Raw genomic sequence first — 20,885 nt, 5'->3', positions numbered from 1 at the left:
TCGATCACACCCTGACCCGTTGAGCGGTTCTTGCGCAGGTAGCGAACCCGCCGAGTTGCCTCGTGGCAGCCGGCGGGTTCGCCGTCGGCGGCTCAGGCGTGGAACGGCTCGGGGCCCGGCACCGGCTCGGGTGTGTCGTCGAGCCAGCCGAGGCGTACCGCCTGGACGCCGAGTTCGAAGCGGCTGGTCGCGCCGATCCGGTCGGCCAGCTCGGCGATCATCCGCCGGACGGTGCGGGCGGAGACGCTGAACTGCCGGGCGATGCTCTCGTCCTTGGCTCCCGCCGCGAGAAGCTGGAGCAGTTGCCGCTGCTGCCGGGTCAGCTCGCCCGGTGGCGGGGAAGCCTGCTGCTCGATCGGCACCGCGGACAGCCAGTGCCGGCCGAACAGGTCGGCGGTGGCCGCCACGAGGCCCGGGTGGGACACCCGGATGACGCCCCGCTGGTTGTCCGCCGGGTCGATGACCATCACGACGTACCGGTCATCGACGACGAACGTCCACACCGGCAGGGTCGGGGTGGTCCGGACCTCCACGCCGTTGTCGCGGACCCGTCGGGCGCCCGCGAGCAGCCGCGGATCGTTGACGATGCTGTCCAGCAGGATCAACTGCACCCGGACCCCACGCGCGGCGGCGCACTCCGCCAGCTGGTACGCCGGGTCGTAGTCGGTGCCGGTCCCCATCCCCGGCACCGCTCCGGCGGCCGCCAGGCACTGGATGCTCGTCGTCGCCTTCGCCGCGATCTCCTCGAGACACAGCCAGGCGGCGTCCCGGTCGTCGAGCAGTTCGACGTCGTGCAGTAGCGCGGGGCTGGTCCGGAAGCTGGCCGACATCTCCGCGACGGCTGCGCGGGTCAGCTCCACCGCTCGCGTCCGGCGGGTGAGCCGCGCCTCGGCGTACGACAGCAGCGGCGCGAACCCGACGGCCGGGTTCACCGGCCGGATCTGGTCGGCGTGGGGCCGCCGGAGCAGTCCGATCTCCACCAGACGCCGCACCGCCGCGTCGACCTTCGCCGCCGGCAGGTCCACGGCAGCGCGAAGCTGTTCCGGACTCCACACCCGGCGCTGGAGGGCAGCCCGGTAGACCAGCTCACACGTGTCGTCCACGCCGACTTCCGCCAGCATCAAGACCTCTCCCTCTCCCACAGCGCCACCACGCTGAGGGGAGAGGTTAGTACGGCGACCCGCCGTTCGGATATGAGCCGAAATGAACCTTACGAGGCGGGTCTGGGACGACCCGGAAACCGAGTTGGTGGAGTTGGCTGCGCACGGATCGTCACCCTCACATACGGACGAGGTCGTAGGCTTGCGCCAGGTCGTCACCCCAGGACCTGGCGTGGTCACGCTCGAACGCCCGAAACAGCCGGTCGCGGACCGACTCGCGGCGCAGCCAGGCGGCAAGCGCCGCCGGCCTCCGGCCCGCGAAGGCGAGCCCGTTCACCGTGGCGGCCAGGTGGCGATCCGCCGCCGAGCTGAGCGTGACGTCCCAGACATCGAGGAACCGCTCGACGCCCTCCCCGCCGGCCACGACCGCGTCCAGGAAGGTGGCCGGGTCGAGAAACGAACCGACCTGCGACGGGTACGTCGCCAGCAACGACCGCCACACCGCATCCAGGTAGCCGTCGATGGCGCCCTGCTCGGCTTCGGGCCAGGTACGCCACTGCTCGCGAGGCAGCTTGCCCAACACGATCGCCGGGTCGAGTTCGGTGGAGGTGACCATGCGCTCCAGCAGCGGGGGCAGCAGACTCCTCAGGTCGTCGCGGCTGCCGACCGTGTTGCCGAGGCTGATGGTCAAGGAGAACAGGTCGTGATCGTCGACCGGCACCGGTCCTCGGCAATGCGGGCAGCCTTCGAGCACCGCCCTGCGCGGGTACCGGGCGAACGCCTCCTGAAGGCCCGCCACCGCCACAGACAGATCACCGTCCACCGGTCCATCCTCGCAGGGCGGGAACCGGCGCGGCCCAATGCTCCAGCCGCACATGACTGATCTGTGGTTCGGCGGGTCGGCGGTGCCGTCGTGGTCGGCGTGGAGCAGGCGTGGACGGCGTGCGAGAGTGTGAGCCGGGCGACGGTCGACGGCTGACCGAGCGCCCTTGAGCAGGGGAAGGCAGCCCGCCGATGTTCAACACCGCACGCCTGCAGGTCGTCCTCGAGATCGCCCGCCGCGGCACCATCGTCGCCGCCGCGGAGCAGCTTCGGCTGAGCCCGTCCGCGGTCTCCCACCAGCTCGCCACCCTCGAGCAGGAGGCCGGGGTGGCGCTGGTGGAGCGGGGGCCGCGCAGCCTGCGGCTGACCGCCGCGGGCCAGCGCCTGGCGGACTACGCGCAGCAGATCGCCGATCTGATGTCGGCCGCCCGGGACGAACTGGCCACGCACGGCAAGGGTCGCCAGGGACTGCTGCGGATCGGATTCTTCGCCACCGCCGGCACCGCGCTGCTGCCGCGCGCCCTGTCGAGCTTCACCCGCGACCATCCGCAGGTGGAGCTGGCGCTGATCCTGGGGCAGCCGCACGAACTGCTGCCCCGGCTGCACCAGGGTGAACTGGACCTGGTGGTGGTCTTCGACCATCCGCTGAGCCCGGCGCAGGAGTCGCCGCACACGAAGGTCCAGCCGCTGATGGTGGACCCGCAACTGGTGGTGCTCCCCGCCGACCACCCGCTCGCGGGGCGGCGGCGGCTACGGCTCGCAGACCTTGCCGCCGAACCGTGGATCACCACCCTCGGCGTGCAGGGTGAGGTCTCGGTGCTGGAGCTGGCGGCGCGGGCCGAGGGCTTCCCGCCGCGGGTCCGCTGCCGCAGCGACCACTACGAGGTGGTGCTGGGCCTGGTGCGGGCCGGTGTCGGGGTGGCGCTCGTGCCGTCGCTCGGCCTGGGCGATCCCGGCGGGGTGGCGGTGCGGCAGCTCGCCCACGCGAATCTGCACCGGGAGATCGGCGTGGCGCTGCGCCCCGGCAACCCCAATCCGGTGGTCGGCAGCTTCGTCGAGCGGCTGGCCGGTGCGGCGGCGACGCTCAGTCAGGAGCTGTCCGAGCGGTGGGCTCCGGCGAGCCGGTCGACCGCCGCGCCCCAGCGCCGCAGCTCGGCCACGGCCTCCCGCTCGGCTCCGGGCTCGAACGCGGCGATCACGGCGTAGACGACGGTGTGCCGGCCGGACACGATCCCGGTGTCGGCGCGTACCCCGGTGTCGGTGCCGGTCTTGTTCTCCACCCGGACGCCGTCGCTCGACCACGGGTCGTGGCCGACGGAGTCGGCGACCATCGTGCGGTCGGTGTTGCCGGCGAGCCAGCCGCGCAGCAGCCGGCACGCCTGCGGGCTGTGCCAGGTCCCCGTCGCCACCTCCGCGAGGAAGGCGCAGAGCTCGTGGGCGGTGCCGGTGGCGAAGGTCCGCGGCACGTCGGGGCCGCGCTCGGCCCGGATCCGGTCGTGCACGGTGGTGTCCCGCAGCCCGGCACGGCGGGCCAGCTCCTGCACGGCATCGAGGGTCACCAGCCGCAGCAGGGCGTTGGTGGCGGCGTTGTCGCTGACCGCGGCGACCACCGTGGCCAGGTCGGCGACCGTCCATCGCCGAGGGGACAGCCGGCCGAGCAGCCCGGTGCCGCCGACCTCCCGGTCGGCGTCGAGCAGCTCCACCGGCTGGTCCGGCGCGAGCGTGGCGTCGGCGAGCCGCCGGGCCACCTCGGCGAGGAGCAGCACCTTGCCGACGCTGGCCAGCGGCAGGGCCAGGTCGGGGTCGGTCGAGACGGTGCGGCCGTCGTCCAGCCGCCGCACCATCGCCCCGACCCGCACCGCCGGCCTCATCGTGGCCCCGGCCAGGCGGGCTGCCGGTCCGGCACGGCCAGCACCCGGCCCGGTCGCGCGTCGGTGACCTCGCCGCCGTCCACCACGATCCGGCCTCCGACCACCACGCACCGCACGCCGTGCGGAGGCGCCAGCGGATCGTCGTACGTGGCGCCGTCGGCGACCCGCTGCGGGTCGAGGACCACCAGGTCCGCGGCGTACCCGTCGGCGAGCAGCCCGCGGTCTGGTAGGCCGAAGCGGCGGGCGGGCATCGCCGTCATCTTGTGCACCGCCTCCGCCAGCTCCAGCAGTCCCACGTCACGAACGTAGTGGCCGAGGACCCGGGCGAAGCTGCCCGCCCACCGCGGGTGCGGGCGGCCCCCCTTCGGTACGCCGTCCGAGCAGAGCATGGTCAGCCGGCTGGCCAGCACCCGGCGTACGTCGTCCTCGTGCATCGAGTGGCTGAGGATGGTGACGTCGCCGCGTTCGGCGGCCAGCAGGTCGCAGGCGTAGTCGACCGGGTCGACGCCACGCGCGGCGGCCAGCTCGGCGATCGTGTGCCCCTGGGCGTCGGTGTTGCGCGCGGCGGACGCGACCCGGATCAGGTCCCAGCCGCCGTTTCCCACGGTGTTCTCCCAGCCCGGCACCCCGGCGACCAGGTCGGTGCGGATCCGGTCGCGGACCGCCGGATCGGCGACGGCGGTGAGCATCGCGGGCACTCCGTCGGCGATCAGCCACGGCGGCAGCATCGCGTGCAGGGCGGTGCTGCCCGCGGTGTACGGGTAGACGTCGCAGGTGACGTCGAGTCCCTCGGCGCGCGCCCGTTCGAGTCGGGCGAGGGTGCGCACGGTGGCGCCCCAGGCGCGCCGCCCGGCCGTCTTGTGGTGCGAGACCTGCAGCGCCGCCCCGGCCGCGGTGGCGATCTCGACGGCCTCTTCGAGGGCCGACTCGACCTGGGACATCTCGTCACGCAGGTGCGTCACGTACGGCTTGCCGTGCGCGGCCGCGACCCGGGCCAGCGCGATGACCTCGTCGGTGCCGGCGTTGACGCCCGGGGAGTAGATCAGGCCGGTCGACAGGCCGGCCGCGCCCGCGGCGAGCGCCTCGTCGAGCAGCCGGCACATCCGCCGGGTCTCCTCGGGCGTGGCCCGCCGTTGGGCGAAGCCGACCACCGCGGCGCGCAACGTTCCGTGTCCGACGAGGGCGGCGAGGTGGTTGCGCCGGGCCACGCCCTGCGCGTCGGCGAACTCGACGAACGACGCGTACGCCGACGCGGGCGGACCGAAGGTCGCGGCGAGCAGCTCCCGCACCGGGCCGGCGCGGTCGGGTGGGACCGGGAAGGGGCTGATCCCGCAGTTGCCGCAGATCTCCGTGGTGACGCCCTGGAGCAGCGGCGCCCGGCGCAGCACCTCGCGCTGCGCGTCGTCGCCGGCGAGCAGGTCGGAGTGGGTGTGCACGTCGATGAAGCCCGGCGTGACGGCTAGGCCGCTCGCGTCGACCACCTCGCTGGCGGGCGTGCGACTGCCCGGCGGCAGCAGCACGATTCGCCCGTCCCGGACGCCCACGTCGGCGGGGCGGGCCGGCGAGCCGCTGCCGTCGATCACGTCGCCGCCGGTGACCAGCAGGTCCAACCGCGCCATCAGAGGACCTTGGACAGGAAGGCGCGGGTACGGTCGTGCCGCGCAGCGGTGAGCACCTCGTGGGGTGGCCCCTGCTCGACGATCAGGCCCTCGTCCATGAAGACGAGGTGGTCGCCGACCTCCCGGGCGAAGCCCATCTCGTGGGTCACCACGATCATGGTCATCCCGCTCGCCGCGAGGTCCTTCATCACCTCCAGCACCTCGCCGACCAGTTCCGGGTCGAGCGCCGAGGTCGGCTCGTCGAAGAGCATCAGCTTCGGCGACATGGCCAGGGACCGCGCGATGGCCACCCGCTGCTGCTGGCCGCCGGAGAGCTGTGCCGGGTAGTGGTGGGCGCGGTCGGCCAGGCCGACCCGGTCGAGCAGGTCGGCGGCGCGCTGTCGCGCGTCGGCCGCCCGGACGCCCTTCACCGCGACCAGGCCCTCCATCACGTTCTCCAGGGCCGTGCGGTGCGGGAACAGGTGGAAGCGCTGGAAGACCATGCCGATCGACTCGCGCTGCCGGCGCAGTCGCGCGTCCGGCAGCGGTCGCAGCCGGCCGCCGCGCTCCTCGTACCCGATCAGCTCGCCGTCGACGTAGACCCGACCCGCCTGCGGCTCCTCCAGGTGGTTGAGGCAGCGCAGCAGGGTGGATTTGCCGGATCCGGAGGGGCCGACCACGCAGACGACCCGGCCGCGTTCGATGGTCAGGTCGATGCCGCGCAGCACCTCCAGGCGGCCGAAGCTCTTGCGCAGGGACCGGCACTGCACCATGGGCGGGGTCATCGCGCGCTCCCCGTGAGGCGCAGGTTGCGGGTGATCCGCCCGCGCAGGGTGCCCGGAGCGGTGGCGCCGAAGCCGCGGCTGAATCGGCGTTCCAGGTAGTACTGGCCGATGCTGGCGACGGTGGTCAGGACCAGGTACCAGATGGACGCGACGATCAGCAGGGCGATCACCTCGAAGTTGGTCAGGTAGAGCCGCTGGGCGACGGTGAGCAGGTCGGCGCCGGCGATCACCGAGACGAGCGAGGTGGTCTTCAGCATGGAGATGAACTGGTTGCCGGTCGGCGGGACGATGATCCGCATCGCCTGGGGCAGCACCACCCGCTTCATGATCTTCATGCGCGACATGCCCAACGCCGCCGCGGCCTCCTGCTGGCCGGGGTCGACCGAGCGCAGGCCGGCCCGGACGATCTCGCTCATGTAGGCGCCCTCGTTGATGCTCAGCCCGAGCAGCGCCGCGACGAATCCGGTGACCAGGCTGTTCGTCTCCCAGGTCACCAACTTCGGGCCGCCGAACGGCACGCCCAGCCCGACCTCAGGGAAGATCAGCGCGATGTTGAACCAGAAGATCAGCTGCACCAGCAGCGGCGTGCCACGGAAGAACCAGACGTATGCCATGGCGCCGGCGCGCAGGGTACGGCTGTCGGAGACCTGCATCAGCGCCACGATGACGCCGAGCACCACGCCGATCGCCATGGAGGCGGCCGTGAGCTGGACGGTGACCCAGAGCCCTTCCAGGATGACCCGGTCGAACTGGTACTCGACGACGATGTCCCAGTGCAGGTTCGGGTTGATCGCAATGGTCCAGGCCAGCCAGGCCAGGACCAGGGCGGTCACCCCGGCGGCCAGCCAGCGCCCCGGTCGCAGCGGGTGGCTGATCCGGTTCACCTCCGGGCCGGCGGGCCCGGCCGGAGCCGGGCCCTTGACGATCGCATCCACCGGTGTGCTCACTTCTGGTCGTTGACCGTCGCGGTCTGCACACCGCTGCCCTGCACGCCCCACTTCTCGAGGATCTTGGCGTACTCGCCCGCCTCGATCAGCTCCTGGAGTGCCCGCTGGACGGCGTCACGCAGCTGGCTGTCCTTCTTGTCGATCGCGATGCCCCACGGGCCGGCCTCGTACTGGGTCTCCAGGACCTCGTACTTGCCGCTCTGTCCGGCGAGCATCTTGGCCACCGGGTAGTCGACGATGGTGGCCACCGCGCGCCCGGCGTCGATCTGCAGCAGGCCGGTCGGGGCGTCCTCGCTCTGCGAGATGGTCATCTTCTTGGCGCACGAGGCGTTCTGCTTCTCCCCGATGGCGAGGTTGGAGCTGCCCTTGGCGAGCACCACGGCCCGGCCGCACAGGTCCGCCAGATCCTTCACCCCGGCCGGGTTGCCCTTCGCCACCATGATCGCGCCGCCGGCCTGGAAGTAGTCGACGAAGTCGACGGCCTTACGGCGCTCCTCGGTGTCGCTCATCGAGGACATCGCCAGGTCCCAGCGGTCGGCCTGCAGGCCCGGGATCAGGCCGGGAAAGCTGGCGTTGGTCATCTCCAGCTTCAGGCCGAGCCGCCCGGCGATCGCCGCCGCCAGGTCCGGGTCGACGCCGGTCAGCTCCTGGGTCCCCTCCTTGTACATCTCCATCGGCGGGTAGCCCTCGGCGGTGGCGACCCGGAGCACACCCTTCTCCTTGAGGGCGGCCGGAACCAGGTCGGCAGCCTTGGCGTCGGCGGCGACCGAGGCGGAACCACCGGCCTGCGGCGTCTGACCGCTGGTCGAACGTCCGCAGCCGGCGACGGCGAGTGAGAGTGCGGCGAGACCGACGACAATGCGAAGCGCACGCTTCCTGACCACCCGAAACCTCCTGCCTGAGACGATGGCGGGGACCCTATCGGGGATCAGCCAGCATGAACAGCCCGAATGCTTTGCAGGGTGAGCATCGAATTATTCGAGGCTCACCCGCGTTCGCCGTGCAGGTCGCGGCGGGCACCCGTTCAGGTGCCGGGAAGCTGGATCTCGCGTCCGCGCCACCTGGAGCGCAACCACCGGTCGTGGCTGGCGACCACGACGGCGCCGGGGCTGCCGCCGAGGGCGTCCTCCAGCTCGTCGCAGAGCCGGGGCGAGAGGTGGTTGGTGGGCTCGTCGAGCAGCAGCAGATCGGGTGGGTCGGCCACCAACAGGGCCAGGGCGAGCCGGCGTCGCTGGCCGACCGACAGCTCGCCGATCGGCCGGCGCGCGTCGTGGGCGGTGAGCAGGCCGAGGTCGTCCAGCGGTACGGCCTCGGCGCGCACGTGGCCCAGGACGTCGGCGTAGATCTCCTCGGCGGTGCGCTCGGGCCGGTCGAACACCGTGTCCTGGGTCAGTACGCCGATGCGCAGGTCGGGGCGGCGCCGGACGTGACCGGCCAGCTCCAGCCGGCCGGCGAGGACGGCGAGGAGCGTGGACTTGCCCGCACCGTTGGCGCCGGTGACCAGCAGCCGGTCGGTGGCGGCGAGGTCGAGACGGTCGAGGGTGAGTCGGCCGGGTATCCGCACGTGACGCAGGCTGACGAGGGTCCCGTCGGCGGTGGCGGTGGCCAGCGCGGTGGCGCGGAACCGCAGCGGTTCGGGTGGTGACGCGACGGCGGTACGTTCGAGGTCGTCGAGCCGGCGGCCGGCGGCGCGTACCCGTCGGGCGATCTGGTTCTGCACCCTGCCGGCGGTGTGGCCGTATCCCATCTTCTCGTTGTCGCGCCGGTCCCGGCCCGGCGCGACCTCGTGCGCGGTCACCGCGAGCTGCCGGCGCAGCTCGGCCAGTTCCTCCTGCTGGTCGGCGTGGCGTCGCTGCCAGCGCTCCCGCTCGTTGCGCTGGTGAGCCAGATAGTCGCGGTAGGTGCCGCCGAAGCGGACCGGGCCGGCGACAGCGGGGTCGAGGTCGATCAGGTCGGTGCAGACCGCGTCGAGGAAGGCCCGGTCGTGGCTGGCCACGACGACGGCTCCGGGCAGGTCGCGCAACTGCTGCTCGAGAAACGCCGCCGCGGCGTCGTCGAGGTGGTTGGTGGGTTCGTCGAGCAGCAGCGCCGAGGGCAGGCGGATGAGCAGGGCGGCGAGTGCGAGCCGGCCGCGCTGGCCGCCGGAGAGCGCGGCGAGCGCCCGCTCCGGTGCCACATCGCCGAGACCGAGTGCCGCGAGGACCATGCCGGCGCGTCGCTCGGCGCCCCAGGCGTCGATGTCCTGGGCGCGGTCGAGCAGATCGCCGTAATCGGCGAGCAGCCGTTCGTGGTCGGGTGTGTCGTCGGCGGTGCCGGCGAGCCGGTCGGCGAGCCGATCGAGGTCGGCGAGGACGGCACGGGCCTCGCGCAGGGCATCGTCGCGCACGTCCGCCACGGTCGCGGCCGGGTCGTAGGGGGCTTCCTGCGGCAGGTAGCCGAGGTCTGGTGGGCGAACGACGCTGCCGGCGTCCGGTTCGTCCGCACCGGCGAGCAGGCGGAGCAGGGTGGATTTGCCGGTGCCGTTCTCGCCGATCAGGCCGATCCGGCGGCCGGGGGCCGCGGTGAGGGAGACCCCGTCCAGCACGCGACGGCTGCCGAGGGTGTGGACGAGGTCGTGAGCGAGCAGTGCTTCGGGCATGGGGGGTCACCTTCGGGGTGCTCCGGGCCACGGGCCGGCACGGCCCGTGGCCCGGAGCAGGGCGGAGTCGGCGGTCAGGCGCGCTCGGGCGCGGGGATCTCGCGCAGGTGGCCGCCATCGAGGCGGAGCCACCGCTGCACACCGATGTCGGTGAGGAACCGTTCGTCGTGGCTGACCACCACGAACGCACCCCGGTAGGCGGTCAGGGCGCTTCCCAGTTGGCCCACGCTGACCAGGTCGAGGTTGTTGGTGGGTTCGTCGAGCAGCAGCAGGTGGGGTGCCGGCTGGGCGTAGAGGACGCAGGCGAGGGTGGCGCGCAGCCGTTCGCCGCCGGAGAGCACGCCGGCGGGGAGGTGGGCTCGGGCGCCGCGGAACAGGAACCGGGCGAGCAGGTTCATCCGTTCGGCCTGCGGCCGGTCGGGGGCGTACGCGGCGAAGTTCTCCGCGACCGTCCGGTCGAGATCCAGCAGGTCCAGCCGTTGCGACAGGTACGCGACGCGGCCGTCGGCGCGGTGCACCTGCCCGGCGTCCGGGTGGAGGTCACCCTGCAACAGACGCAGCAGGGTGGACTTCCCGGCGCCGTTGGGGCCGGTCAGCGCGATGCGCTCCGGTCCCCGGATGGTCAGGTCGGCGCCGTCGCCGGCGAAGACGGCCCGGTCGCCGTGGTGGACCTGCATACGCTCGCCGGCGAACACGGTGCGGCCGGCGGGAACGGTCGTGTCGGGCAGGTCCAGGGTCAGCGCCTGGTCGTCGCGCAGCGTCCGACTGGCCTCGTCGAGCCGGCTCTGGGCCTCGCTGACCCGGTTTGCGTGTGCCTGCTGTGCCCGGCCGGCCGACTCCTGGGCGCTGCGCTTGAGCCCACCGGCGACGATGCGGGCCAGGCCGGCGTTGCCGAGGTTGCGGGCCGCGTTGCTGGCCCGGCGGTCGGCCCGCTCCCGGGCCTGCTGCATCTCCCGCTTCTCCCGCTTCACGTCCTGCTCGGCGCTGCGCACGGTCCGCTCCGCCGCCTCGCGCGCCACGCGCAACGCCTCCTCGTACGCGGTGAAGTTCCCGCCGAACAGACGCACCTCACCACGGTCGAGCTCGGCTACGCGGTCCATCCGGTCCAACAGGACCCGGTCGTGGCTGACCACCAGCAGACACCCGGACCAGCCCTCCAGCACCTCGTACAGCCGGTGCCGCGCGTCGATGTCGAGGTTGTTGGTCGGCTCGTCCAGCAGCAACACGTCCGGGCGCCTGAGCAGCTGCGCCGCCAGGCCGAGCGACACCACCTGCCCGCCGCTGAGAGTGCGCAGGCGCCGGTCCAACCCCACGTCACCGAGGCCCAGCCGGTCAAGTTCGGCGCGGCTGCGCTCCTCCACGTCCCAGTCGTCCCCGACGGCCGTGAAGTGCTCCTCCGCCGCGTCACCCGCCTCGATGGCGCGCAGCGCCGCGAGGGTCGCGTCGACCCCGAGCACCTCCGCGACGGTCAGGTCACCGGCCAGGGGCAGGTCCTGCGGCAGGTAGCCGAGCACACCCTCGACCGTCACGCCGCCACCGGTCGGGGTGAGGTCGCCCGCGATCAGGCGGAGCAGGGTCGTCTTGCCGGCGCCGTTCGGCGCGACCAGGCCCGTACGGCCGGGCGGCACGGTGAAGGACAGGTCCTGGAAGACCGGAGTGTCGTCCGGCCAGGAAAAGGACAGGTTGGTACAAACAATGCAGACGTCAGACATCGGGAGACACCCTCGAAAGAGAGCCGGGGACGCGACAGACACCCCGGTCGGGCAGACAGGTCTACGACGAGACACGCCGCACCGGCGCAGGCCGGCAGGCGGCCGGGGCCGCTCACCCCGAGATGTCGTCGTCCCCCGTCACCACAGTCCGCTCCCTCGCACTCTCATCGCGGTCTCCGCCGCGCGGCACCAGCTTAACAACTTCCCGAGTGGCACCGGTACGGCAACCGCCTCGCGGGAGAACGCCTGGGCTTGGGCCGATGATCCGCAAAGCCACCGCGTGAGCGCGTCTACGAGGCGACGCAGTGGTAGCGGTGCCTCAGATGCGCGCTGGTGCTCGTACCCGACGTGCGTGCGGGAAAGCGAAGGGCGGGATGGGAGACCATCCCGCCCTTCACGTGAACGGCCCTCGCGGACCGGTGGAAGACACGTCAGACAGCGGGCGTCCCGTCCCCGCGGACCGCGCGGCGGCGCCGGGCGAGGAGCAACATGATGCCGCCACCGGCCACCATGGCGAGACCGGCTCCGGCGATCAGCCCGGACTGCGGCCCGGTGATCGGCAAGTCACCCCCGCCGCCACCGCTGCCGCCGTCATCGTCACCGTCCCCGCCACTGCCGCTCGCGGCGACCACGACGGCGAACCCGTCCTCGTTGTCGCTGTCGTCCACGTCGGCTGCCTTTACGGCGACGGCGTTCGCCGGAAGTTCGGCATGCTCCGGGCCGGAGCGGGTGTCCGTCCGCTCGGTCAAGCCCTCGACCTGCACAGTCCCGCCCGCCAAGGCGACGGGTGCCTTGATGGCGGCCGACACCGTCGCCAGATTGTGCAACTCGACAGCGGAGTAGACGCTGTCGTTCGGGTTGGTGTCCTGGCCGACCGGTACGAGCGCGAGCGTGTCGTAGGTGCACACCGCTGACCGCCCGTCGTCGCCGACCGCACACTCCTTCGGCGGTTGGGTGAACGTCACACCCTTGGGCAGGCGCAGCGTGGCCTTGACGCCGCTGACCGCCTTCCGGCCCTGGTTGACGACCCGGTACCGCACCGCGCCCGTCTCCCCCGGGTTCAACGTCCCGGTGGATTCGAGCCGGCCGTCCGCGCCGACCCGCACCGACTGCTTCACGTCCGGCGCCACCACCGACAGGTCGGCTTCGGGATCGTCGACCAACTTGAGCGTGAACCATTTGCTGGCACTGAGTTGCATCTTGTCGTCGCCCCAGGCCATGCCGGCCTCGACGTGGAACCTGCCTTCGTAGGGCTTCTTCTTTTCGTAGACCTGAATATCGATGGGCAGATCCACCGTCCCGCCGGGTTCCGGCATCAGCTCCGGAAACAGGCTCGATTCGATGCGGCAGTACCAGCCCGAGTGGTCGCCGTCACACTCACCGGAGCCACCGCCCTCCGGCCAGATGAGTGCGGCCTTGGTCGACCAGTCCAGCTCGGAGGGGCGGACGTAGAAAATGACCTCACTCGGGGTCTGGTCGGTCAGATTGGTGAGTCTCAGGTGGACTCTCTTCTTGGCCACCCCCAGCGGAATCGTCGTACCGGCCAGATCGAACGTGAACTTCGCGCCCGTGTCCGCCGCCGAGGCGGACCCGGCGGGGGTAGCCGTCCCGGCAAGGACGAGCAGCGCGGCGGCGGCAGTTCGCACCAGCCATCGATGACCAAAGGCCATAGCAGAACCCTTCAGGCGAGCGGACGGTACGGCCGAGGACACTATCCGCAATGGGCTCGCGTCGGTATCCTCCGCTCACCCCCTACTGTGCGAGGGCCGGATCGGCGCGGCGGCGATGGCCACACCCCTGGCAACTCGACCGGCGCCGCAGCACCGTGCACCTCTCCACGGTGGAGGCAGATCGGGTCCGCGCGATCGTCGACTCAGCCCTGCCGTCGATCCGCCGGGCCGGCCAGCCGCCAACCGCCCCCACCTGTGATGATCCGGTCAGGCCCGAGGCGTTCCCGGAGGTGGTGGATGTGCACGCCCACCGCGGCGATCGTGGCGGGCCGGTCGTGCGGCGGCAACGACGACCAGATCCCACTCCTGCTACGCGCCACTCCCCGCGCCTCGACGAGTACCCGCAGCACGGCGAACTCCTGCGGGCCGAGCCGGATGAACCGAGCCGGCCCGTCGAGGACGTACCGATGGCCGACATCGAGTCGCAGGCTGCCGAACGACAGCACGTCGGTGCCGTCGACCGGATGGGGCGCGATCGGGTCCCGCACCCACCAGCCGTCCGTCCCGGTGAGAATGCGTGCGGCACCGATCTTCCTACGGATGTTGGCGATCACCACGCCGATCTGGGCAGCCGTCGGCGGTCGGTACCCGCGCGGCATGGCGGCCCAGATCGCCTCCCGGCTGAGGGGCGTCCCCCGCGCGGTGATCAGGACGGCCAGCACGGCGGCCTGCTGGCCACTGAGCATGACCGCGCTCGACTCAGCGTGCAGTCGGACCAGGCCGGTGGACGTCTGCAACTCCAGCCCGGCGTAGCACAGCGGGACATCCAGCACGGGTATGCACAGCTGACGGCGACCGGTGCTGGTCCGCGGGCGCCGTCCTTGACGGCATCGAGAGATCGCCGACAGCGCAGAGCCTGCCGCCGGAGAGACGTCCTCAGCCGGAAGGCAGCAGGCCGACCGGCCGACCATGGACTGATCAACCACCATGAAGGGCCTCACCATCTGACTGGCCGGCCGCCACTACCCCAACCGACCAGCCGGAACCTCGGTCCGTACTCGCGGACGCCGGACGCCGGCGGTCAGGCCGACGGCCCGACCAGTTGGTACGCCGCCCGGACGGCGGCCACGGCCCAGCGCATGCGACTGACCGCCTCGACCGGATGGTCGCCGTACTCCTGCGCGACGAGTGCCGCGCAACCGGCCGCCCGGTGCCGGCTGACGCTGTTCAGCACCGCCTGCCGGATCTGTTCGGGCGTCGGATCCGTCGACGGTTGGAGCGTGGAGGCGAAGAGTGCCTCCGCCCTGGTACCGAGCAGTTCCGACGGGCTCATCACCGGCTCCTTTCCGGTAGGTGGCGGCCATGCCCGCGAGGCAGATCCGGCACCAGGCGCACCACCACCGAGGTCGCACGCACGAGATGCGGGGCTGGCCGATCGCCTCGGGCGACCGACGTAATTCGGGCAGCCGACGGATTCGCCGAACGGCGGTGCCCGGGGTGGGTCGGCGGAGTCCGGCCCCACCCCGGTCCCGGGTTCCGGGTCCCGGGCTGCGGGGTGCGCGCCCCTGCGTCCTGCCCGGCGCGCACCCCGTGATTCACCTTTCGCTACTTGCCTGACCCGGCGAGGACGCCCTGCACGAAGTAGCGCTGGAAGGCGAAGAAGACCGCGAGCGGCACGAGCATGGACAGGAACGCGCCGGGACCGATCGTGTCGAGGTTGGACGAGAACGACCGCATCTGCTCCCGCAGGGCGTAGGTGATCGGGGCATTGTCGGAGGTGGCGAAGACGAGCGCGACCAGCAGGTCGTTCCAGACCCACAGGAACTGGAAGATCGCCAGCGAGGCGATGGCCGGCCAGCCGATCGGCAGCACCACGCGGGCGAAGATGAGCATTTCCCGGGCGCCGTCGATGCGGGCCGCCTCGAGCAGGTCGCGCGGGATGTTCAGGAAGAAGTTCCGCAGCAGGAAGATCGCGAACGGCAACCCGAAGGCCACGTGGAAGGCAACCACCGCTGGGATCTCGCCGTAGATGCCGAGGGTCCGGAAGATCCGTGCGTCCGGCACGATCGCCACCTGGATCGGCACGACGATCAACGCGACGACCAGCGCGAACAGCCAGTCTCGGCCGGGGAAGTCCATCCAGGCCAGGGCGTACGCGCCGAGTGCGCCGAGCAGCACCACGAGCAGGGTCGACGGCACGGTGATCAGCACCGTGTTCCACAGCGATTCGACGATCCGCTCGTTCTGCAGCACCTGGGCGTAGTTGTCGAGGGTCAGTTGGGCCGGTGCGGTGAAGACCGTCCACCAGCCGGTGGCGCTGTTGTCGGCGCTGCTACGCAGGCTCGCCACGGCCAGGCCGAAGGTCGGCAGCAGCCAGAAGACGCCGATCAGGACCACCAGCAGTCGCAGCAGTGCCTTGCCGAACCGCATCATGAACCGGGTCCACGGTCCCGGTCGCGGCCGGCCGCCCCGCGCGGTACCGGCGGGTATCAGTTCCGGTACGGCGTCGATGGTGGCGTGGCTCATCAGCTGTCCCTCCTCAGGCGCCGAATGTTGAACAGCATCGCGGGGAGCACCAGGGCGAACAGCAGGACCGCGAGGGCGCTGCCGAGCCCGTAGTCGAGGCCGCCGCCGAAGGACACCCGGTACATCTCCAGGGCGACCACGGTCGCGTCGTCCTGGGACGACTCGGGTGCGAGCACGTAGACGAGGTCGAAGATCTTCAGGACGTTGATGGTCAGGGTGACCAGGACCACGACGAGCACCGGCCGGACCAGCGGCACGGTCACGTGCCGGAATGTCTGCCACTCGCTCGCGCCGTCCATCCGGGCCGCTTCGAGTGCTTCCCGAGGCAGGGCGGCCAGCCCGGCCGACACCAGCACCATGGCGAAGCCGGCCCAGATCCAGATGTACGCCCCGATGACGGCGGGAGTGATGAGTGAAGGGCCGAGCCAGGTGACGCCGTTGAACGGCTCGGTGAAGTTGTCGGCGGGCAGCCGGATGACGTATGGGCCGGAGGTGAGTTCGGGGAACGCGAACCGCCCGGCGGCGTCGGTCCGGGTGGTGGCGACCACCCTGCCCCCGTCGGCCACCGCCTCGACGGTCATCTGGGGCAACCCCACCTCGCCGGCGTCGACAATCCCCGCCTGGCCGCCGCCGCCGCGGGTGAAGTCGAGCCACACCACCCCCTGCAGTCCGGGGCCGCCGGTGGGTGCCGTGGCCGGCTTGGCGTCGGTCGGGATCCGGTCCGGTGGCAGACCGACGAGGGCGAGGTGGACGGGTTCACCCGGGTTCGCCGGCCCCCTGGACTCGAAGCCGCCGTTTATCGGCGCCAGCTCGCCCTGCTCTCGGGCATCCACGCCGTGGTAGCGCGACGGGGACTCGAAGGCGTCGTGCACCGACACCGCGACCGCGTTGAGCACGCCGCGGTCCGGGTTCTCGTCGTAGACCAGCCGGAAGGTGACGCCGGCGGCCAGGAACGAGATGGCCATCGGCATGAACAGGACTGCCTTGAGCACGGCCGACCGGCGCAGCCGCTCGGTCAACACCGCGAAGATCAGCCCAAGGGCGGTGGCCACGGCAGGCGCCACGATCACCCAGACGAGGTTGTTCAGGATGGCTCGCCGGGTGTTCGGCGAGGTGAACATGGTGACGTAGTTGTCGAGGCCGACGAATCTCGATCCGTCACCGCTGCGGAAGCTGAGCCACAGCGTGTAGACGATGGGATAGCAGACCAGCACCAGCAGCAGCACCAGGGCGGGGCCGAGGAAGAGCGCGACCATCAGGCGGGTCTCCCGCGACCGTCGGCGGGCCGCGGTCCCGGCGGTGGTCCGTGGGCCGCCGGGGGCGTCCCGGTGGCCCGGGCCGCCGGCGGCGTGCCGTGGGCCGCCGGGGCCATCGGCCACGCTCGCCCGGCCGATCGTTGTTCGGGCAGGGGACGGACTGATGCCCTGGGCCGGGTCGGGCGTGATCGTCATCAGTTGCCTCCGAAGTCCTTCTTCGCGGCGGCCTCGAGCTGCTGGGCCAACGCCTCGGGGGCGATCGGCTTGGCCAGGAAGTCCTGCAGCAGCACCCACAGGTGGGCGCTGGTCCCACCGCCGAACGTCTGCGGCGTGAGGTCCGACAGGTCGAAGCGCAGCGATTCGGCCTTCACCACCGCTTCGGCGAGTTCCCGGGTGGTGTCGTCCGCGTACGTCGCGACGTCCAGTCCCGAGTTCGCCGAGATGAACCCGCCCTTGGCCGCCATGATCCTCGCCGCCTCGGGCGAGGCGAGGAAGGCCATCAGTGCGTTCGCCTCCGGCGTGTCCTTGAAGGCGACCGCCTGGTCGCCCGCCGTCACCACCGCCGGCTTCGAGCCGTCGACCGACGGCCAGTTGAAGAACTTCGCCGACTCGCCGACCTTCAACTCACCCAGCTTGTTGATCTCTGAGGCGACGAAGTCACCCTCGAACAGCATCGCTCCCTTCGGCGACTTGCCGAACACGTCGGCGATCGCCTGCGTGAAGGTGGTCTGCGTCGGGTTGCCGGCCAGGAAGCGCGGCGTACGCCAGTAGTCGGCCAGCAGGGTCAGCGTCTTGACCACGCTGGGATCGGTCCAGGGGATCTCGTGCTTGGCCAGCTTGTCGTACATTTCCGGGCCGGCGACCCGGAGGTAGGTGTTCTCGAACCAGTCGGTCAGCACCCACCCGTCGCCACCGGCGGCCACCATGGGCGTCACCCCGGAGTCGGCGAGCGCGGCGGAGACCGTCTTCAGCTCGTCCCAGGTCTTCGGCGGCTGCACCCCGGCGTCGGTGAAGCTGTCGACCCGGTACCAGATCACCGACTTGTTGGCCACCTTGAAGTAGACGCCGTAGAGCTGCCCGTTCACGGTGCCCAGTTCCTGCCAGGCCGAGCTGTAGTTGGCCTTGATCGCGGCGGCCGCGTCACCGGTCAGCGGCTTGATCGCGCCCCGCTTCACGAACTCGGCCACCACCCCGGGCTGCGAGATCAACGCGACATCCGGCGGCGAACCCCCGGCGATCCGGCTGTTGAGCAGCACCGGCAGATCGTTGCCGCCGGAGGTGTACTTCACCGTCGCGCCGGTCTTCGCGGCGAAGGCGTCCAGCACCGCCTGGAAGTTCGCCTGCTCGGCACCGGACCACGTGGCCGCCACCTCGACCGTCTTGCCGGCAAGGTTCGCGTCCGGCGCGCCGGACGTCGGGCCGGCATCGCCACCGCACCCTGTGGCGGTGGCAAGGACCGCCGTCGCCACGGCGAGCGGTACCCATCGTCGTATCATGGACCCTCCTGAATCTGGTCTGCGGATCGGGACTGGACCGGGGCGGGCGACGACCCGCCGCCCGCCCCGCGTTCGGAGTCGACCGCGGTTGAGTGGCAGCTCAACCGCGGTCGACGGGCGACGGACGCCGACCCAGGTTCCGGATTGGCGGTCGGCCCGCCCTCATCCGTCCCCATCCGGGTCGGCGCTTATCGATCGCATCCGATCAACCGATCGGTGATTGCGCCGAGTCTTCAACACCACCGCGTTTCCCGGAAGTCAACTGGGTGCTACGTGACGGGACCGACGAACACCTCACAAGATCAACTTGTCGGATCCGGACCCGACTCGCCGGTAACTCTTCGGCGATCCACTCTGAACTGGTTAAACACCGCCCGGATCGGCGCGCCGTCCCAAAATCCGGTAGCACCGGGTCGGTGAACGAACCGTCACGGTGTTGAGATTGGCCACCACTGCTATGTCCGCCCTGTTACGGCGACACTTCTTCCCGACGAAAGAGTCGCATCGAAGTGAGCCAACCGCCGTCCGGAACCGTGCACCTGTTGAGGTTGAGCGGCGTGACAGGAGGACAGTGTGGAGGACCTGGCGGGGTACACGGTCGCCATCCTGTCGGAGCGTCGTCGACACGACCTCGCCACCCTGCTGGAGGCCACCTCGGCACGGACGATCAACGTCCAGGCGGTCCGCTCGGTGGCCCAACCGGTGGTGGAGGCCGTTGCCGTCGCCACCCGCTCCTGCGTCACGGGACCGGTGCACGAGGTCATCGTGTCGTCGGGCCTGGGCCTGCGGGCCTGGCTGCGCGTGGTCCAGCAGACCGGCCATCTCGACGCGCTCGTCGACCGGCTGACGCACGCCCGCCTGCTGGCCCGCGACGGGCACGCCGCCGACACGCTGCGGGATCTCGGCCTGAGCCAGATATGGGCAACCGCCTCCACGACCACCGAAGACCTGTTCCGCTATCTCCTCGCCCAGCCGATGATCGGCCGCCGGGTGGTGGCGCAGATCGAGTCGGAGCCACACCGGGAGTACTGCGAGGCCCTGCGCCGCAACGGGGCGACCGTGGTCGAGGTCGTCACCAACCGGTTTCTCCCGCCGCTGCGGATCGACATCCTGCGCCGGCTGTGCGGAGTCATCATCCGGCGGCAGGTCGACGCCGTCGCGCTGACCGGGGCGACCGCCACCGAGAACCTGCTTCGCCAGGCCGAGGCCGACGGCGTACTCGGCGAGGTGCTCAACGCGCTGACCGCCGACATCGTGCCCGCCTGTCTGGGTCACCTGGCGGCGGAGCCACTGCGGGCGTTCGGCCTCAGCGCGTACGTGGCGAACAGTCCCGCCCTGCCGGACCTGGTCAAGGTCCTGGCGAACCAACTCCCGGGACGGTCGCTCCAGCTCGACGTGCAGGGCCACCGGGTGGAGATCCGCAGCCAGGCGATGGTGATCGGCCACCAGGTGATTCCGGTCCAGCCCGGCCCGATCTCGGTGCTACGGGCGCTGGCCCGCCGTCCCGGCCGGGTGCTGTCCCCGGCCGAGATCCGGGCAGCCGCGCCGAGCTGGGCCGACGTCGACGACCACGCCGTCGAGATGGCGGTGTCGCGGCTGCGGCGAGCCTTCGACCACACCCCGCTGGACGGCGTCGACCTGATCCAGACCGTGATGAAACGTGGCTACCGGCTGGGGGCCTGAGCGCTCACCGGCACACAGAAACGCTTCTACAACTGCCAAGTGGTGCTGGTGGCTGGGCGTGTGCCGGCCAGGGGTTGAAGAGTTGCCGGCAGATGTAGCGCTTGAGGTTGCGCATGACCGCGCCGGTGCGTCCTTCGACGGTGCGGCGGGTGACGTAGGCGCGGGTGCGGGGGTCGTGGCCCATGCGAACCAGGGCGACGGTGTAGAGGGCACGGTTGAGGCGTCGGTCGCCGCCGCGGTCGAGTCGGTGTCGGGTGGTGTTGCCTGATGAGGCCGGTAGTGGTGATGCGCCGGCAAGGGCGGCGAACGCGGCCTCGGAGCGGATGCGTCCGGGGTGTGACCAGGCCAGTAGAACGTTCGCGGCAACGACGACGCCGATGCCGAGGTCGACGGTGCGTAGCAGGGCGGTCAGCGCGTTGATGGCGCGGGTGCGTGCGCCGCTCATCTGTTCGCGGGCGACGGTCAGGACGCGCAGGGCGATGCGGGCACCCGTCGCGCGAGGCCAGCGCAGCTCGTTTACGTTCAGGCCGCGGGCTGTTTAAGTCATCGCGATGGCGTCCAGGGCGTCGCTCTTGCCGTGGCGGCGCCTACTGATGGCGGAGACGCCGGGTGCCTCGGCGACGGTGAAGCCAGCGGCGGTGAGCTGTTCGGTGAAGGTGGCGCCGTAGGAGCCGGCGCCGCCGATGTGGGCTTGACCCGATTCGACGGACAGGGTCGATGTGTTGATCTTCAGGCTACCTTGAGGGCGGGTAGCAACCGGATGCTGGTGCCGTTCTCGTAG

General features: G+C 71.4%; 17 protein-coding genes and 1 pseudogene. 2 read left to right on the top strand and 16 right to left on the bottom strand.

What is annotated here, in order from left to right:
- Nucleotides 1-92: 92 nt before the first annotated feature.
- Complete coding sequence (locus ACZ6O2_RS32225; protein ID WP_466025585.1) at nt 93-1,121, bottom strand: DUF7436 family protein; 1,029 nt, start codon at nt 1,119-1,121, stop codon at nt 93-95.
- A 157-nt stretch (nt 1,122-1,278) separates the two neighbouring features.
- Nucleotides 1,279-1,923 (bottom strand): hypothetical protein, encoded by a 645-nt coding sequence (locus tag ACZ6O2_RS32220; protein WP_466025584.1) that lies wholly within the window; start codon nt 1,921-1,923, stop codon nt 1,279-1,281.
- A 191-nt stretch (nt 1,924-2,114) separates the two neighbouring features.
- Here ACZ6O2_RS32220 and ACZ6O2_RS32215 point away from each other — a divergent pair, with 191 nt between their 5' ends.
- Complete coding sequence (locus tag ACZ6O2_RS32215) at nt 2,115-3,128, top strand: LysR family transcriptional regulator (RefSeq protein ID WP_350709979.1); 1,014 nt, start codon at nt 2,115-2,117, stop codon at nt 3,126-3,128.
- Here ACZ6O2_RS32215 and ACZ6O2_RS32210 read toward each other — a convergent pair.
- From ACZ6O2_RS32210 to ACZ6O2_RS32150, 13 genes are all read right to left on the bottom strand, one after another.
- Nucleotides 3,011-3,781: a serine hydrolase gene (locus ACZ6O2_RS32210; RefSeq protein WP_466025583.1), complete on the bottom strand. Its 771-nt coding sequence runs from the start codon at nt 3,779-3,781 to the stop codon at nt 3,011-3,013. The two genes, ACZ6O2_RS32215 and ACZ6O2_RS32210, sit on opposite strands and share 118 nt — an antisense overlap.
- A gap of 8 nt (nt 3,782-3,789) precedes the next feature.
- Nucleotides 3,790-5,412, bottom strand: a complete 1,623-nt coding sequence (locus tag ACZ6O2_RS32205) for an N-acyl-D-amino-acid deacylase family protein (RefSeq protein WP_466025582.1) — start codon at nt 5,410-5,412, stop codon at nt 3,790-3,792.
- On the bottom strand, nt 5,412-6,176 hold the full coding sequence (locus ACZ6O2_RS32200; protein ID WP_350709985.1) for an amino acid ABC transporter ATP-binding protein: 765 nt from the start codon (nt 6,174-6,176) through the stop codon (nt 5,412-5,414). Before ACZ6O2_RS32200 ends, ACZ6O2_RS32205 begins: the two co-directional genes overlap by 1 nt.
- Nucleotides 6,173-7,123, bottom strand: coding sequence for an amino acid ABC transporter permease (locus tag ACZ6O2_RS32195; protein WP_466025581.1), 951 nt, complete (start codon nt 7,121-7,123; stop codon nt 6,173-6,175). The genes ACZ6O2_RS32200 and ACZ6O2_RS32195 overlap by 4 nt, the downstream gene beginning before the upstream one ends.
- Nucleotides 7,120-8,007 carry an ABC transporter substrate-binding protein gene (locus tag ACZ6O2_RS32190; protein ID WP_350709989.1) on the bottom strand — a complete coding sequence of 296 codons (888 nt, stop codon included), beginning with the start codon at nt 8,005-8,007 and terminating at the stop codon, nt 7,120-7,122. Before ACZ6O2_RS32190 ends, ACZ6O2_RS32195 begins: the two co-directional genes overlap by 4 nt.
- Before the next feature lie 140 nt (nt 8,008-8,147).
- A complete protein-coding gene (locus tag ACZ6O2_RS32185; protein ID WP_466025580.1) occupies nt 8,148-9,761 on the bottom strand; it encodes an ABC-F family ATP-binding cassette domain-containing protein in 1,614 nt (537 codons plus the stop codon).
- 74 nt (nt 9,762-9,835) lie between these two features.
- The gene (abc-f, locus tag ACZ6O2_RS32180; protein ID WP_466025579.1) at nt 9,836-11,473 is read right to left on the bottom strand and encodes a ribosomal protection-like ABC-F family protein; all 1,638 of its coding nucleotides are present in this window, start codon (nt 11,471-11,473) and stop codon (nt 9,836-9,838) included.
- A gap of 431 nt (nt 11,474-11,904) precedes the next feature.
- Nucleotides 11,905-13,143, bottom strand: coding sequence for a hypothetical protein (locus ACZ6O2_RS32175; protein WP_466025578.1), 1,239 nt, complete (start codon nt 13,141-13,143; stop codon nt 11,905-11,907).
- Between the two features lie 203 nt (nt 13,144-13,346).
- The gene (locus tag ACZ6O2_RS32170) at nt 13,347-13,976 is read right to left on the bottom strand and encodes a winged helix-turn-helix domain-containing protein (protein ID WP_466025577.1); all 630 of its coding nucleotides are present in this window, start codon (nt 13,974-13,976) and stop codon (nt 13,347-13,349) included.
- Nucleotides 13,977-14,224: 248 nt separating this feature from the next.
- Nucleotides 14,225-14,476: a hypothetical protein gene (locus ACZ6O2_RS32165; RefSeq protein ID WP_466025576.1), complete on the bottom strand. Its 252-nt coding sequence runs from the start codon at nt 14,474-14,476 to the stop codon at nt 14,225-14,227.
- Between the two features lie 272 nt (nt 14,477-14,748).
- Entirely contained in the window at nt 14,749-15,669 is a 921-nt protein-coding gene (locus ACZ6O2_RS32160; RefSeq protein ID WP_393271203.1) for a carbohydrate ABC transporter permease, read from the bottom strand.
- Entirely contained in the window at nt 15,669-17,120 is a 1,452-nt protein-coding gene (locus ACZ6O2_RS32155) for an ABC transporter permease (RefSeq protein WP_466025575.1), read from the bottom strand. The genes ACZ6O2_RS32160 and ACZ6O2_RS32155 overlap by 1 nt, the downstream gene beginning before the upstream one ends.
- Entirely contained in the window at nt 17,120-18,421 is a 1,302-nt protein-coding gene (locus ACZ6O2_RS32150) for an ABC transporter substrate-binding protein (RefSeq protein ID WP_466025574.1), read from the bottom strand. Before ACZ6O2_RS32150 ends, ACZ6O2_RS32155 begins: the two co-directional genes overlap by 1 nt.
- A 573-nt stretch (nt 18,422-18,994) precedes the next feature.
- Here ACZ6O2_RS32150 and ACZ6O2_RS32145 point away from each other — a divergent pair.
- Nucleotides 18,995-20,104, top strand: coding sequence for a uroporphyrinogen-III synthase (locus tag ACZ6O2_RS32145; RefSeq protein ID WP_466025573.1), 1,110 nt, complete (start codon nt 18,995-18,997; stop codon nt 20,102-20,104).
- 4 nt (nt 20,105-20,108) lie between these two features.
- Here ACZ6O2_RS32145 and ACZ6O2_RS32140 read toward each other — a convergent pair.
- A pseudogene (locus ACZ6O2_RS32140) lies at nt 20,109-20,696 on the bottom strand (transposase); the annotation flags it as partial.
- Nucleotides 20,697-20,885: the final 189 nt, after the last annotated feature.

The sequence above is a fragment of the Micromonospora sp. NPDC048040 genome (genome assembly GCF_055587185.1).
This window is presented reverse-complemented; position numbering and strand designations above follow the sequence as displayed.